At 45.6% G+C, this 15,700-nt stretch carries 11 protein-coding genes; 7 read left to right on the top strand and 4 right to left on the bottom strand.

Annotated elements, in window-relative coordinates:
- Nucleotides 1–777: 777 nt before the first annotated feature.
- Both DWW90_RS03525 and DWW90_RS03520 read right to left on the bottom strand, forming a co-directional pair.
- Nucleotides 778–1,854, bottom strand: a complete 1,077-nt coding sequence (locus DWW90_RS03525) for a hypothetical protein (protein ID WP_122344002.1) — start codon at nt 1,852–1,854, stop codon at nt 778–780.
- A 21-nt stretch (nt 1,855–1,875) separates the two neighbouring features.
- Entirely contained in the window at nt 1,876–2,253 is a 378-nt protein-coding gene (locus DWW90_RS03520; RefSeq protein ID WP_147292095.1) for a hypothetical protein, read from the bottom strand.
- Nucleotides 2,254–2,720: 467 nt separating this feature from the next.
- On the opposite strand from DWW90_RS03520, the gene DWW90_RS03515 reads away from it, so the two are divergent.
- The 4 genes from DWW90_RS03515 (at nt 2,721) to DWW90_RS03500 (ending at nt 7,213) form a co-directional block, all read left to right on the top strand.
- On the top strand, nt 2,721–3,278 hold the full coding sequence (locus DWW90_RS03515; RefSeq protein ID WP_115498669.1) for a LemA family protein: 558 nt from the start codon (nt 2,721–2,723) through the stop codon (nt 3,276–3,278).
- 2 nt (nt 3,279–3,280) lie between these two features.
- Nucleotides 3,281–4,246: a M48 family metallopeptidase gene (locus tag DWW90_RS03510; RefSeq protein ID WP_122344000.1), complete on the top strand. Its 966-nt coding sequence runs from the start codon at nt 3,281–3,283 to the stop codon at nt 4,244–4,246.
- A gap of 87 nt (nt 4,247–4,333) precedes the next feature.
- Nucleotides 4,334–5,506, top strand: a complete 1,173-nt coding sequence (locus tag DWW90_RS03505) for a Xaa-Pro peptidase family protein (RefSeq protein ID WP_122343999.1) — start codon at nt 4,334–4,336, stop codon at nt 5,504–5,506.
- A gap of 12 nt (nt 5,507–5,518) precedes the next feature.
- The gene (locus DWW90_RS03500) at nt 5,519–7,213 is read left to right on the top strand and encodes an alkaline phosphatase (RefSeq protein ID WP_122343998.1); all 1,695 of its coding nucleotides are present in this window, start codon (nt 5,519–5,521) and stop codon (nt 7,211–7,213) included.
- Nucleotides 7,214–7,369: 156 nt separating this feature from the next.
- On the opposite strand, the gene DWW90_RS03495 is transcribed toward DWW90_RS03500, so the two are convergent.
- Nucleotides 7,370–8,281 (bottom strand): AraC family transcriptional regulator, encoded by a 912-nt coding sequence (locus DWW90_RS03495; RefSeq protein ID WP_122343997.1) that lies wholly within the window; start codon nt 8,279–8,281, stop codon nt 7,370–7,372.
- A 213-nt stretch (nt 8,282–8,494) separates the two neighbouring features.
- Here DWW90_RS03495 and DWW90_RS03490 point away from each other — a divergent pair, with 213 nt between their 5' ends.
- Genes DWW90_RS03490 through DWW90_RS03480 form a run of 3 tightly spaced genes read left to right on the top strand, consistent with a single transcriptional unit; the run spans nt 8,495 to nt 14,170 of the window.
- Entirely contained in the window at nt 8,495–9,598 is a 1,104-nt protein-coding gene (locus tag DWW90_RS03490; RefSeq protein ID WP_122331688.1) for an efflux RND transporter periplasmic adaptor subunit, read from the top strand.
- A 10-nt stretch (nt 9,599–9,608) separates the two neighbouring features.
- On the top strand, nt 9,609–12,812 hold the full coding sequence (locus tag DWW90_RS03485) for an efflux RND transporter permease subunit (protein ID WP_122343996.1): 3,204 nt from the start codon (nt 9,609–9,611) through the stop codon (nt 12,810–12,812).
- Nucleotides 12,809–14,170: a TolC family protein gene (locus DWW90_RS03480; protein ID WP_122343995.1), complete on the top strand. Its 1,362-nt coding sequence runs from the start codon at nt 12,809–12,811 to the stop codon at nt 14,168–14,170. Before DWW90_RS03485 ends, DWW90_RS03480 begins: the two co-directional genes overlap by 4 nt.
- A 288-nt stretch (nt 14,171–14,458) precedes the next feature.
- Here DWW90_RS03480 and DWW90_RS03475 read toward each other — a convergent pair whose 3' ends face one another.
- Nucleotides 14,459–15,250, bottom strand: coding sequence for a DUF6261 family protein (locus tag DWW90_RS03475; RefSeq protein ID WP_147382395.1), 792 nt, complete (start codon nt 15,248–15,250; stop codon nt 14,459–14,461).
- Between the last annotated feature and the right edge of the window lie 450 nt (nt 15,251–15,700).

Here is a 15,700-nt window from a genome sequence, read left to right as displayed (position 1 = left end):
AGCAGATATCGATCGAACACCAGCTCTGGCTCACCCGATAATCATTGGGGATAACCACAAGGATGAGGCAAATTATACAATAACCCTCTTTTTTGGCGTTTTTCTATTTCGTCCGAAATCTTGATCCATTTTGGATTGACTCTTTTCACGGTTTTAATCTTCTTTACTGACAACAGATGGAGTGAGGTGCGCAGGTTGTCTGAAAAAGCGTACAATTTGATTACCGAAAACAGAAAATATCGGCAAAGTGATAAACCTTAACTCCCGGAGAATCGAATATTTGAAAATAAAACGGACGGCGTTCCAAATATCCCAAGGAAATTTAGGGGCTTTTTTGCCCTTTAGACGGTCTTCTTTCCAATTACGACCGTCCTAATCGCCATTGCGACCGTCCTAATCTTCGCGAGGTGCCGAGTGCACTACACATTAGCACGGTCGTGATGGCAAAGAGGACGGTCGTAATAGCTGAAAACACTCAAAAAAGGGGAAAAAGTCCCTTTTTGAGGTCAAAAAAGCGGATTAACATTTGTTTTATTTCAGATGTCTTTCGAACCGGAAAAATACGTTTTTTACAATAAGCCCCCTCTGCCGCAGGCTCTCTTTTGCCAAATAATGAATTTATTTATCCCCAATGATTATCGGGTGAGCCCCAGCTCTTCCTTGATGCGAATTGAGAAAAGACTACTGTGAAAAGAAGAGGCTATCTCATCTTTTTATTTTGAGACAGCCTCTTCAAAAAATCTATTTCAAATAATAATATAATAATGATGAAGTCTATTATTCATACTGGGATTTTGTAATCGAACATCCACGAGCCTCCCATTTTGTTCTGATCTGTCTCATTTTAGATTGAATGCTTGCATAATCAGCAGTATAATTATCATACTTCTCCGGATATGTACGCATTTTTATGAGCTGTGTCTCATAATTAGAATAAGTGTTACTGTCGATGCTCCATGACGAGCCGCAGTTTGACGCTTTTTTATTACCTTGCTTAGAACCGCTTTTGCTATTACCGGAAGAGCCACTATTATCGCCTGCCGCTAAACCGGATAAATTACCATCACCCTGCCGTATAGCACGTGCACTATTTACCGCTCCGGCAGTAGCCGTAGCGGCCGCCGCAAAATTATCCATGATAAATCCAAATGATTGTTTATTAGCTAAACTTCTGGAGTGCTCCACATCCCTATAGTTAGCTGAAGAACTGATCACATCGTAACTGTCATCCTTAAAATTAAGAGTTTCCCATTCACCGTCATACATAAGGTAAAGGCCAACTCCCTGTTTCAGACCATTCCGAAAATTACCAAACCACAAGTCTCCGTCATTGAACACAATAACACCAAAACCATTGAAGTTTCCATCATTCACTTCGCCCAGAAACATATTGCCATCGCTATTTTCAAACAGAGAGAAATAACGCAGCGGGCTATCATCGGTAGAACCATATGCGTTTATGGGGCGATCTTCTTTGAACTTCCCGGAATAGAGAACATCACCATTTTTAGCATAACAAACGCCTGAACCTGTTTTTTCCCCATCCTGCCAGTTCCCGACATAGACAGCACAGTTATCGCAATTGGACACAGAATTGCCTTCGGGAACCAATAACATTCCATATCCTGTCATTTCGCCTTTTGAAAAATCACCGATATACAAAGCACCGTCTTTCATCTTCAAAAGTCCCATTCCAGTACGCTTTTTCTTTATGATCTGCCCTTTATAAAGCTCTTTTCGCCCCTTGTCACTGACTACTTCTAATGATTTGCTAAAAATATCTTCTATTATATTTTGGGATAGTGATGATTGAGCCAAACAAGCGACAAAGAAAACAAATAAAATGATTCTCATATTTTCTATTATTAAAAAACTTTACTGTTGGGCATACTCAGGCAACAAGAGACACTTCTTATTATTCAATAATTTATTGGCCTCTTTTTCGCTAAGTTCCTTAAATGTATAATCATTAAAACCTTTAGGCTTTATTTGAATATAATGAACAGAACCTTCCGACAAATTTAATTGAATCTCATCAGCATAATTATAGACTGTTCCTGTCGCCTGGTTGGTACGGGAAAATTCAAAAGAAAAAATAACCTTGCCCTCCGAATTCAGAATGCATTTCTTTTTACAAGCCGAAAAACGGGCCGTCAGATCTTTCCCTTTAGGCGTTCCTTTCATTTCAAAGGCTTCCTGGCTGTTAATCTTAACAGGAATCGGAACCCATGCTTCTACTGCAAAAACATACACAATACTTTTTGCCGAAACCATAGAGAAAGAAAGACAACTAAGGATCAAGCAAATAAAAAACATTTTCTTTGAGAACATGACGATATCCCTAATACGTGTCGGGCACAACTTTTATTTGTTTATTATTTGATTTATAAATGAGCTACAGTATGCCTTTTCAATATTTATCCGTTCAGCCCCAAGTGAAAAGGGGAGCAGAAACAAAAGGGAAAAGAATAATAGCTTTTTCATATACATTACCTAATTATAAGTTTATTATTTGCACAAATAAAGCTATTTTATATTTCAAAAAGGCATGTGGTTAAAACTCACTGCCATCAAGCGGTAGAATAATCATACATCCGGTTATTTTTAAGGGTTATCCGGTTGTTTTTATATGCCTAAGATATTATCCGCATAGTCGTTCATTGAAACATATATAAAATAATTTCGTATGTTTGCACCCATAACATAAACAATAAAAACTTATGACAGCAATCATTCTAATAGCGGTTATCGTGATCTTAGGAATCTGGATCGCTTCTTTGTATAACTCGTTAGTGAAACTCCGGAACAATCGTGAAAATGCATTTGCCGATATCGACGTGCAGCTTAAACAGCGCCATGACCTGGTCCCCCAATTGGTCGAGACGGTCAAAGGTTATGCCGCGCATGAGAAAGAGACTCTCGAACGCGTGATCAACGCCCGTAACGGAGCAATCGGCGCCAAGACGATCGATGACAAGATCGTGGCTGAAAATGCACTGTCTTCCGCACTTGCCGGACTGAAGATCACGCTCGAAGCCTATCCGGACCTGAAGGCAAACCAGAACTTCCTTCAGTTGCAGGAAGAAATCTCCGATCTGGAAAACAAACTGGCAGCCGTACGCCGCTATTTCAATTCGGCTACGAAAGAACTGAATAACGCAGTCGAGACATTCCCGTCGAACCTGATCGCCGGTATGTTCGGTTTCAAGAAAGAAATCATGTTCGACTTGGGCGAACAGCGCGCAACACTCGAAGAAGCACCTAAAATCAAATTCTAAGAATGCAATACGTAGGTATACAAACCCAGCAGAGCAGGAACAACTTACGTTCCCTGCTCCTGCTTTGTCTTTTCCCGGTATTAGTATGCGTGTTGACGCTGATGTTCTGCTACTTGTTTGTTATGGTATCCAAAGCAAGCAACCAGCCAGACGTTACACTTACACAATTAGCGATGAGCGTATTCGTACAGATCGCTCCTTATGTTCTGGGCGGCGTGCTGCTTTGGTTCGTCATCGCCTACTTTGCGAACACCAGCATTATCAATTCGGCAACCGGCTCACAACCGCTGTCGCGAAAAGAGAACAAACGGGTGTATAACCTCGTCGAAAACCTTTGCATGAGCCAGGGGATGAAGATGCCCCAGATCAATATCATCAACGACGACTCCCTCAACGCTTTTGCCAGCGGGATTAATGAACGCACCTACACGATCAGCCTTTCACGAGGGATTATCGAGAAGCTCGACGATCCCGAGCTGGAAGCCGTCATTGCGCATGAACTGTCGCATATCCGCAATCACGACGTGCGTCTGCTTATCATCTCCATCGTCTTTGTCGGCATCTTCGCCATGTTAGCGCAAGTAGCCATGCGTTCCGTCTATTATTCTTCGATGAGCAGGAAAAGGGGTGATAAAAACGGAGCGGCACTCCTCATGATCCTGATTCTTATTGTGGCCGCCGTCGGTTACTTCTTTTCTATGCTGATGCGCTTTGCCATCTCCCGTAAACGGGAATACTTAGCCGATGCCGGCTCGGCCGAGATGACTAAAAACCCGCTCGCCCTGGCCAGTGCACTCCGCAAAATATCGGCCGACCCGGACATCGAAGCAGTCCACCGCGAAGATGTCGCACAACTTTTTATCCAGCACCCAGGCAAGCAAGCCAAAAGCGCACTAAGCGGACTGAGCGGTCTTTTTGCCACCCATCCACCGATCGAAAAGCGGATACAAGTGCTCGAACAATTCTAAATTTAACGGAGATTTAACCCAAAGAATCATTCCAATCCCGGCATTAATTTAATATCTTTGGTGCCGGATAAAAATTAAGTGTTGGAAATGATACAAAAAGAATTGATTGGCGATTTCAAACTGAAATGGGATCGCATACAGCAGGCAATGCAAAAGATGAACGCTGACGGATGCCTGCTCACCGTAGATGTAAACCTGTATTATACAACCGGACGTATCTATAGCGGATACTTCTACCTTCCGGCAGAAGGCGCTCCCTGGTTCTTCGTGAAACGTCCGAACGGTCTGACCGGCGACCAGGTGGAATATATCCGCAAGCCGGAACAAATGGCCGAACTGTTTGCCGCTCACGGATTGAAGATGCCGGAAAAGCTCCTGCTCGAAGCAGACGAGCTGACCTACAACGACTATATGCGCCTGCAAGCAATCTTTAACCCGAAAGAGACGGCCAACGCCACTGCACTGATGCGCAACCTGCGTCAGATAAAGACACCGCACGAGATCGAAATGTTCCGCATCTCAGCCGAACGTCACGCCAAGACATACGCCGAAATCCCCGAATGTTTCCGTCCGGGAATGACAGACCTCGAGTTCCAGTACGAGATAGAAAGACGGATGCGCAAGAACGGCTCCATCGGAATATTCCGCGCCTTCGGTGCCAATATGGACATCTTTATGGGAAGCATCCTGGCGGGAGATAACGCCGAAAGCCCCTCTCCTTTCGACTTCGCCTTAGGTGGCGGCGGAATGGATGCGTCCTGCCCGTTAGGTGCAAACGGGACGGTTCTGAAAGACGGGACAGCCATTATGGTAGATATGGCCGGAAACTATACGGCCTACATGACGGATATGACACGCGTCTTCTCCGTCGGCCGCCTGACCGACCTGGCTTATCGGGCACACCAGACAGCCTTGCTCATCCAGAGCGAGATCGAAAACATCGCCCGTCCGGGAACGCCTTGTGCCGAACTCTATAATATCGCCGCCAAGATCACCGAAAACGAAGGCCTCGGCGCCTATTTCATGGGAACCTTGCAGCAGGCGAAGTTCGTAGGCCATGGCATCGGAATCCAGATAAACGAACTTCCGGTCCTGACGCCCCGTTCGAAAGAACTGCTCGAGCCGAACATGGTATTCGCGCTCGAACCGAAATACGTGATACCGGGCGTCGGCGCGGTCGGCATCGAGAACAGTTTCCTGGTTACGGAAACCGGACTGGAAAAGATTACGCAGTTTAAAGAGGATATCATACAACTATAAAATCACAAGAACATGAAAAGAACAATTACACTTTTCCTGCTGCTGGCCGTCATCTTCATGCCGGCAAAGGCCCAGGATGTAGAAAACGTCAAACCGGTGAAGAATGTCATTCTGCTGATACCGGACGGAACATCGTTGGCAACAGTCTCTATGGCACGCTGGCTGCAATGGTACAACAACCCCGATCAGCCGAAACTGAACATCGACCCGTATCTGTGCGGAACGGTCCGCACGCATTCCTCCAATGCTCCGATCGGCGACTCCGCTCCTACGACGTCCTGCTACATGACCGGACAGCCGAGCCGCACAGGCTATGTCTCCACCTATCCGGAAAACGATGGAGACAACGACATCTACCCGACCGATCCTGCACGCGCTTTCCAGCCGCTGACAACCGTCCTCGAAGCAGCCAAGATGCTCCAGGGCAGATCGACCGGTCTGGTTTTCACCTGCGAATTTCCGCATGCAACGCCGGCCGACTGTTCCGCCCACAGCTACAATCGCGGCAAATATGAATGGATCGCTCCGCAGATGGCTCACAACGATCTTAACGTCGTAATCGGCGGCGGTGTTTCTCTGCTTCCCGAAGAAAGCGAAGCCTACCTGAAAGGGAATGGCTACGGCGTCTTCAAAAACGACATCAACGGCATGCGCAGTTATAAAGGCAATAATATGTGGGCTTTATTCGGCGACAAAGAAATGGCCTACGACATCGACCGTAATCCGGCCGAACAGCCTTCACTCGAAGAGATGACACGCAAAGCGATTGAAAAGCTGTCCCAGAACCCGAACGGCTTCTTCCTGATGGTAGAAGGCAGCAAGGTAGACTGGGCTGCACACGCCAACGATCCGGTCGGTATGGCAACCGATTTCTTAGCTTACGACCGTGCTTGCGGTGCCGCTTTGGAATTTGCCCGCCAGAATGGTGAAACAGCCGTTATCATGGTTCCCGACCATGGCAACAGCGGTATCAGCATCGGCCGTCGCGACTGTACAGGCTACGACAAACTGTCTAAAGACCAGCTGTTCCACCAGTTTTCTCTCTATAAGCTGACAGCCGAAGGATTTGCCAAAAAAGTAAACAGCCTGCCAAACTCCGAAGTACAGAACATCTTCCGCGAATATGCCGGCTTTGAACTGACACCCGAAGAGTTGGATGCCTTGAACCACTGCAAAGACTACAAGAACAGCCCGATCCCGGCAAGCGAACGTTCGACAGACGGTAAAGGTTCGCTTTACAGCGGTTCCCTGACCTCCTTCATGTCCAAACTGCTCACTACCAAAACATGCTTCGGGTTTACGACTGGCGGTCATACCGGAGAAGATGTGTTCCTGGCCGCTTATCATCCGGATCGCGAAAGCCTGCCGGTCGGCATGCACACCAACATCGAGTTGAATCACTATCTCTGCGCCTTGTTCGGCATGACACACGGCACATTAGAAGATTTGACCGCCCAAAACTTCGTTCCCCACACAGAAGTTTTCAAAGATTTCAAATGCGAAATTATCCCGGCAAAAGATGAAAAAGACTCTCCTTCGCTGGTGGTAAAGAACAAAAAGAAGCAAGTCAATATTACCCCGTTCAGCAATATCGTGACACTCGGCAAGAAAGGCCAGGAAGAAGTTCGCCTGAACTCGGTAGTCGTATATGTTGACAAAAACAATACATTCTACCTGCCGGCTAAACTGGTCGAATATCTCCAATAAACATAGAGCCAAACAAAGGCAGTGTGTCATATCTCTAATAAACCGGACGCAGATAACGCAGAATACGCAGACGAACGCAGACTTATTTTATTGAAAATAAATAATATCTGCGTTACTCTGCGCTCGTCTGCGTCATCTGCGTCCCATAATAATTGTTCAATTTTCCTCCGAATTCCTATAGTTCGACGGAGACATGCCCAAATGAGCTTTCACATACTTTCCCAAGAAAGATATATTGGAAAAATTAAACTCTTCCGCGATCTCCTTAATCGACTTCTCCGAATGCTTCAGCTGATATTTTATAAGCTCTATGGTATGTTCGTTTATCAAATCCAGCGGTCCCCTTCCGCATACTTGTTTAATCACTTTGGATAGATATTTAGGCGTATAGAAAAGTTCATTCGCATAATACTGTACGGAACGGTGAGATCCGTTGTCCATTGATAATTTCTCCATAAACCTCTTAAAGATATAATCCGCCTGCTTCATTCCGTCCTTCATTTTTTTCGCCTCCGCCGGATGATCGACATTCATTTTCAGATTGGCTATCATCTCACAAAAAAGGGCGGAAAACAGATATTGCATGATCTCTTTTCCATAATACAATTGAGGCTCTTGATTGATCTTCTCTATGATTAAATCCGTATATAATTTGAAAATCAAATTATCGCTTTCTTCCACATATTTAACCGGATTATTATATACATATGAAATAGTATTCCATGTTTCTTTGTCCATCTTTACCGTCCTTTGAAGAAAGCGGGTCGAGAATCCCATAATACTTATTTTATGTTTGGGACTGATCAATGCATGACTTAAAACAGCAGTAGGTAAACAAATCATCATATGATTGGCTTCAAGCAAATAAGTCTTGGTATTCATTTCCAACTGCACACATCCTTCAATACAAAATATGACAAGGAAGCAATTCAGTCTCACCGTATCATTACTGTTAGGAAGATTTTCCAAACTATTTATAACAACGAAGTCATCATCCACATAATCAATTATATGACTATTGGCCTTAAAATCTTCGATACCGATTGTCGTAACTGTCCCTTTTTTCATACTCATATTATTTATGACGACAAAGATGTGAAATATGATCATAAGGAAAGTGTTTTATTTCCCGCCATTTATGTTCTATTTTACTCCTAAAATAAGAAATAGTACTACATCAAACTATAATTAGCGAAAATAGAACATCTTTGGCGAAAAATAAATAATAGTCACTGTTCTACTTTCACCTACCTTCGCCCCCATCATTTAAATAGTAAAGAAATGGCAAAAGTAAGTGAGAAATGGATTCAACTGATAGGGATTATCAGTTGTGTATTATGGTTTACATCCTGCAAGCAAACACCGGATGTACAGATGAACCCTAATTATGCAATCATGAAAGTAACTCCTACCGATAAGGAACTTTCGACTGCTTATTCGGCGACAATTCGCGGACGTCAGGACATCGACATTTATCCGCAAGTATCCGGAATGATCGAAAAGCTATGCGTATCGGAAGGACAAAAGGTCCGGCGCGGGCAAGTGCTGTTCATCATTGACCAGGTTCCTTATAAAGCGGCATTAAAGACAGCCATCGCAAACGTGGAAGCCGCAAAAGCAGGATTGGCTACAGCCGAACTGACCTATAACAGTGCGAAAGAATTGTACGCTCAAAAAGTCGTTTCAGAATTTAACCTGAAGACAAGCCAGAACACCTATCTGACAGCTAAAGCACAGTTATCACAAGCCGAAGCGCAAGAGATCAACGCCCGCAACAACTTGTCATACACGGAAGTCAAGAGCCCGAGTGACGGTGTTATCGGTATGCTGCCCTATCGTGTAGGCGCATTGGTCGGCCCTTCCATCCCCCAGCCGTTGACGACAGTTTCCGACAATTCGGAAATGTACGTCTACTTTTCGATGACGGAAAATCAGTTGTTGAGCATGACGCGGCAATACGGGACAATGGACGAAGCATTAGCAAACATGCCGGAAGTGGAACTCCAACTTAACGATAAATCCATCTATGACATAAAAGGAAAAATCGAATCGATCAGCGGAGTCATCGACCGGCAGACAGGTACAGTTGGAGTACGCGCCGTGTTTCCCAACGAATCGCGCTTGCTTCATAGTGGAGCGTCAGGCAATGTGATTATCCCGAACACCTATAAGAACAGCCTTGTCATCCCGCAAGGGGCAACCGTGCGGCTGCAAGATCAGACAATAGTCTACAAGGTAGTGGATGGCAAAGCCGTTTCCACATTAATAACGATTGCCGAAGTAAATAACGGACGCGAATACATTGTGCTTGACGGATTGAAAGCAGGTGATGAGATCGTATCCGAAGGCGCCGGTCTATTGCGTGAAGGAACACAAGTTAAATAAATGATCGAATATGAAAGGTAATATATTTATAAAGCGGCCGGTAATGGCTATATCCATCTCCGTGCTGATTTTGATTATCGGATTGATTTCGCTCTTTACCCTGCCGGTGGAGCAATATCCCGATATCGCACCTCCTACGGTATATGTAACCGCCAATTATACAGGTGCTGATGCCGAAGCTGTGATGAACAGCGTCATCATGCCGTTGGAAGAAAGTATCAACGGTGTGGAAAACATGATGTACATTACTTCCACGGCAAGTAATGCCGGATCAGCCGTTATCCAGGTCTACTTTAAACAGGGGACGGACCCGGACATGGCCGCAGTCAACGTGCAGAACCGTGTCTCGAAGGCCCAGGGCCTGTTGCCCGCCGAAGTAACAAGAATCGGTGTGGCCACACAGAAACGCCAGACCAGCTTCTTGCAGATCAATACATTGGTTTGCAACGACGGGCGGTACGACGAGACATTCCTTGCCAACTACCTCGACATCAATGTCATCCCGGAGATCAAACGTATCGAAGGCGTAGGCGATGTGCTGGAGTTAGGTAATACCTATAGTATGCGTATCTGGCTGAAACCGGAACTAATGGCGCAATACAGCCTTATCCCCTCGGACGTAACAGCCGTCTTAGGCGAACAGAACATTGAAGCGCCTACCGGTTCCTTAGGCGAGAACTCGAAAAACGTCTTCCAGTTCACTATGAAATATCGCGGAAGATTGAAAAGCGTGGATGAATTTAAGAACACAGTCATCCGTTCGCACGCCGATGGCTCCGTCCTGCGTCTGCAAGACATAGCCGATGTGGAATTAGGCGCTCTTTCCTATGCTTTTCACGGAGAGATGGACAGCAAACCGGCCGTGACATTCATCGCCTTCCAGGTGGCAGGTGCCAATGCGACCACCGTTAACGAAAAGATAACGAACCTGTTGGATGAAATGTCCAAGAAGCTGCCTGAGGGAACCGAATTTGTCACCCTGATGAGCTCGAACGACTTCCTGTTCGCATCTATCCACAATGTAGTCGAAACGTTGTTTATCGCCATCATTTTGGTTATCCTCGTCGTGTACTTCTTCCTGCAAGACTTCAAGAGTACATTAATCCCATCTATCTCCATCATTGTCTCGCTGATCGGAACCTTTGCCTGCCTGATGGCTGCCGGCTTCAGTATCAATATCTTGACGATGTTCGCCCTTGTGTTGGCGATCGGAACAGTGGTGGACGACGCCATCGTCGTGGTAGAAGCCGTGCAGGCGAAATTCGATGCCGGCTATAAATCTCCTTACCAGGCTACGAAAGACGCCATGAGTGATGTAACGATGGCGGTTATCTCCTGTACCTGCGTGTTCATGGCCGTATTCGTGCCCGTTACCTTTATGGGCGGTACTTCCGGTATCTTCTATACGCAGTTCGGTGTCACGATGGCTACGGCTGTAGGGTTATCCTGTATCTGTGCCTTGACACTCTGTCCGGCCTTATGCGCCCTGTTGATGAAACCTTCCGACGGGACAAAGAGCGAGAAAAGCCTGAACGGACGGGTACGTGCAGCCTACAACGCTTCGTTCAATGCTATGTTGGGTAAATATAAGAAAGGCGTGCTCTTCTTCATCCACCACCGTTGGATGGTATGGACGGCATTGGTTGCCACCATCGTCTTGCTCGCCTACTTCATGAACACGACCAAGACGGGACTTGTGCCCCAGGAAGATCAGGGTACGATGATGATTAACGTCAGCGTTTCACCCGGTAGCACATTGGAGGAAACAACAAAGGTGATGAATAAGGTCGAAGACATTATCAAACAGACAGATGAAGTGGAACACTACGCCAAGATCACCGGATACGGACTGATCGCCGGACAAGGTACTTCCTACGGTACGATTATCATCCGTCTGAAGAACTGGGACGACCGGAAAGGCAGCGAACACACCGCCAACGCAGTGATGTCACGCCTCAACGCACAGTTCCACGGAATCAAGGAAGCCCAAATCTTCTGTTTCCAGCCCGGTATGATTCCAGGCTATGGTATGGGTAACTCCATCGAGTTGAACCTCCAGGACAAGACCGGAGGCGATATGGCTGTCTTCTACGAAAACACCATGAAGTTCCTCGGCGCCCTCAACCAGCGTCCGGAAGTAGCAATGGCCTACACCTCCTATGCCATGAACTTCCCGCAGGTTTCAGTCGATGTGGATGCAGCCAAGTGTAAGCGTGCAGGTATCTCGCCGGCAACCGTGCTCGATGCATTGGGAAGCTATTGCGGTGGCGCCTATATCTCCAACTATAACCAATTCGGTAAAGTCTACCGTGTGATGATGCAAGCTTCGCCTGAATACCGCCTGGATGAACATTCGTTGAACAATATGTTCGTCAGAAACGGAGCGGAAATGGCGCCGATCAGCCAATTCGTCACCCTGAAGAAAGTGCAGGGAGCAGAAGTTGCGAACCGTTTCAACCTCTATAGCAGTATCACAGCCAATGTAAACCCGGCTGATGGATATTCCTCCGGTGAAGTGCAAAACGCAATCGAAGAAGTCGCCGCACAAGTCCTTCCTACCGGATACGGTTACGAATATGGAGGTATGGCACGTGAAGAAGCCGGTAACAGCGGATTGAAGACACTCTTCATCTATGCCGTCTGTATCGTGCTTATCTTCCTGATCCTGTCCTGCTTGTATGAAAGCTTCCTCGTGCCGTTCGCCGTCATCTTTTCGGTGCCGTTCGGACTGATGGGCAGCTTCCTGTTTGCCAAGATATTCGGATTGGAAAACAACATCTACCTGCAAACAGGTGTAATCATGTTGATCGGCCTTCTGGCAAAGACAGCAATTCTGATTACCGAGTTCGCCATCGAGCGCCGCCGCAAAGGAATGGGCATCGTCGAATCGGCCTATTCTGCCGCACAGGCCCGTTTCCGTCCGATCCTGATGACCGTGCTCACGATGATCTTCGGTATGCTTCCATTGATGTTCTCCACGGGTGCGGGCGCCAATGGTAACAGTTCCCTCGGAACAGGTGTCGTCGGCGGTATGGCAATCGGAACATTAGCCCTGCTGTTCGTCGTGCCGGTATTCTATATCATCTTCGAATACTTGCAGGAGAAGATACGCAAGCCGATGGCAGAAGAAGCCGATATGCAAGTAGCGCTGGAAAAAGAAAAGAGCCAGAGTGAACGCAGCGAGTTTAATAAAGATAATAATAGTGAAGTATGAAGAAAATAATCCTGTTAACAACCGCAACTGCTTTATTGAGCAGTTGCGGCATATACAATAAATATCAACCTACAACCACCACTCCGGACAATCTCTACGGAGAAGAAGTGATGGCAAATGACACGGTTAACTTCGGTAATATGGATTGGCGGGAACTCTTTACAGACCCGATGTTACAATCCATTATCGAACAAGGGTTGCAAAACAACACCGATCTGCAATCGGCCCAATTGCGCGTGGAAGAGGCAGATGCCGCCTTGATGTCCGCCAAGCTCGCCTTCCTCCCGTCATTCGCCTTATCCCCACAGGGAGCAGTAAGCAGTTTTGACGGTCATAAGGCAACGCAAACCTATTCATTGCCGATTACCGCCAGTTGGGAATTGGATATTTTCGGCCGTCTGCGCAATGCCAAACAGCAGGCTAAAGCCCTCTACGCCCAGAGCAAGGACTACCAGCAGGCCGTACGGACACAGTTGATCTCCAGAATAGCCAATACCTATTATACGTTGCTGATGTTAGACGAACAACTCGCCATCGCTGAGCAAACGGCAGAAGCCTGGAAAGAGACTGTCGCCTCGACTCGTGCACTGATGAACGCAGGCATGGCAAACGAAGCTGCCACCTCCCAGATGGAGGCCGCCTATTACAACGTCCAGACCTCCGTCCTCGATCTGAAGGAACAAATCAATAAGGTGGAAAACGGACTTGCCCTGCTGCTTGCCGAGACGCCCCGCGCCTATGAACGCAGCAGCCTGGAAGGACAGCAATTTCCCGACGACTTAGCTGTCGGTATCCCCATGCAGATGCTTTCAAACCGTCCGGATGTCCGTGCCGCCGAGCGTTCGTTGGAACAGGCCTTCTACGGGACTAATCAAGCCCGCTCCGCTTTCTATCCGTCTATCGTGTTGAGCGGAAGTGCAGGTTGGACAAACTCCGCAGGAAGCATGATTGTCAATCCGGGTAAATTCTTAGCTTCGGCTGTCGGCTCACTTACGCAACCGTTGTTCAACAAAGGGCAAATCATGGCACAATACCGTATCGCGAAAGCCCAGCAGGAAGAAATTAGCTTAGCTTTCCAGCAGACACTTTTGAATGCTGGAAGTGAAGTAAACGATGCTTTAGTCGCCTATCAGACAAGCAAGGAGAAAACGCTTTTATTCGATAAGCAAATTCTTTCCCTGCAAAAGGCATTGACAAGCACTTCTCTGTTGATGGAGCACGGCACGACCACTTATCTGGAAGTGCTGACCGCCCGTCAATCTTTATTAAGCGCACAGCTGTCACAAACAGCAAACCGTTTTGCAGAGATACAAAGTGTAATCAATCTTTATAAGGCATTGGGAGGAGGCAGGGAATAAACCTGCCCCTTTCCATATTTCTACTTTGAGCCATTGGGAGGATGTGTCGAAAGTAAGTTCTAACGCTTTAGTATATCATTGTGGATGTATTAAAAGTAAGTTTTAACGTTATAGCGTGTCATTGGGAATGTGTTAAAAGTAAGTTTTAATGTTATAGCGTGTCATTGCGGGCTTGACCCGCAATCTTATACTAAACTGATTTATAATAATTAGTATGAGATGGCGGGTCAAGCCCGCCAGGACACAGATGCTATAAATAGGACTTTTGATACATCTTCCTTCTATTAATCAGAGTATCCCCGGACGTTCATACGGAAGCCCCGTTTTCGGATCATGTTTGCTCATGTCGCCGCCAGCCGTCTTACCGCCCTTGCCCTTGCCGTAGCGATTACTGAAGGTAACGCGGAATTTATCGATTTCCTCATTCCACCATGAAAATAAGATAATAAAATCCGAATCGCCATTTGCCTCAGCCAACGAATTCAGACGAAAGACAAGATTATCATATGCAACAATTAAATTCTTACGTGATACGGAAGTCCGAAGCGGCATGTTTCGTTTACCTGATTCTACAGACCGGTTAGACGAACAGTGGGCACATTCGTTATTCGCTGTTTGTAATTTTGTAAATAAAGCATCTAATTTTAATTGTTCGACATAGGTTTTAAATTCATCCGAACGGGAAGTCTCGATCAGGTTATAGTAATATCCAGTCTGGTCATCAAATGAATGATTATATATACCTACATATCTATCGACCATCGGCATCAGGAAAACAGCAGCTCTTTTATTATCACCGTCCGGTTCGGCATTATATCCCCGGATTAGTGAGAAAGCACTGGATCGGATTTGGTTACGTACTTTGTTTGTGCTTTTCATAGCGTCAGTCCACAAACTTTTTGAGATTTTCATACTTGAAGCATCAAAATCAGCTATAGCTTCCTTAAATTTATCCAATTGTGGTTGAAATTTCGTCATATCTGCATTTGCAGTTAAGATTTGATTATAAACAGCCTGACAAAAGGCAAGAAGTTCATTTACTTTTAGTTTCGACTTTGCGAAACTCTGGATTTTAGCCATAATTTAATTTGTTTAGTTTATATATTTATATTAGAAATAAGCGTCCATATCAAATAAAGCATTTAATGAAATTGTAAATAGTACTTTTACTCTGTAAAACACGTTTTATAGTATGAAAGTATATGCTTTTGCACTATAAAACACATTTTATGGTATGAAAGTATATGCTTTTGCACTGTAAAACACGTTTTATGGTATGAAAGTATATGCTTTTGCACTGTAAAACACGTTTTATGGTATAAAAGTATATGCTTTTGTACTGCAAAACACGTTTTATGGTATGAAAGTATATGCTTTTGCACTGTAAAACACGTTTTATGGTATGAAAGTATATGCTTTTGCACTGTAAAACGTGTTTTATGCTAAAATGACTAAAAAAAACGTTCCTTTTTTTTAGTCATTCGCAAAGGTATGATATAACTTTTGAAAAACAAGCTTTTTTGCAAATAA

The sequence above is a fragment of the Parabacteroides sp. AF17-28 genome, assembly GCF_003479205.1.
Taxonomy (GTDB): domain Bacteria; phylum Bacteroidota; class Bacteroidia; order Bacteroidales; family Tannerellaceae; genus Parabacteroides; species Parabacteroides acidifaciens.
This window is presented reverse-complemented; position numbering and strand designations above follow the sequence as displayed.

Coding starts and splice junctions, on each gene's coding strand:
- DWW90_RS03525 (WP_122344002.1), bottom strand. CDS start 1,854: ATGAGAATCATTTTATTTGTTTTCTTTGTCGCTTGTTTGGCTCAATCA.
- DWW90_RS03515 (WP_115498669.1), top strand. CDS start 2,721: ATGACAGCAATCATTCTAATAGCGGTTATCGTGATCTTAGGAATCTGG.
- DWW90_RS03510 (WP_122344000.1), top strand. CDS start 3,281: ATGCAATACGTAGGTATACAAACCCAGCAGAGCAGGAACAACTTACGT.
- DWW90_RS03505 (WP_122343999.1), top strand. CDS start 4,334: ATGATACAAAAAGAATTGATTGGCGATTTCAAACTGAAATGGGATCGC.
- DWW90_RS03500 (WP_122343998.1), top strand. CDS start 5,519: ATGAAAAGAACAATTACACTTTTCCTGCTGCTGGCCGTCATCTTCATG.
- DWW90_RS03495 (WP_122343997.1), bottom strand. CDS start 8,281: ATGAAAAAAGGGACAGTTACGACAATCGGTATCGAAGATTTTAAGGCC.
- DWW90_RS03490 (WP_122331688.1), top strand. CDS start 8,495: ATGGCAAAAGTAAGTGAGAAATGGATTCAACTGATAGGGATTATCAGT.
- DWW90_RS03485 (WP_122343996.1), top strand. CDS start 9,609: ATGAAAGGTAATATATTTATAAAGCGGCCGGTAATGGCTATATCCATC.
- DWW90_RS03480 (WP_122343995.1), top strand. CDS start 12,809: ATGAAGAAAATAATCCTGTTAACAACCGCAACTGCTTTATTGAGCAGT.
- DWW90_RS03475 (WP_147382395.1), bottom strand. CDS start 15,250: ATGGCTAAAATCCAGAGTTTCGCAAAGTCGAAACTAAAAGTAAATGAA.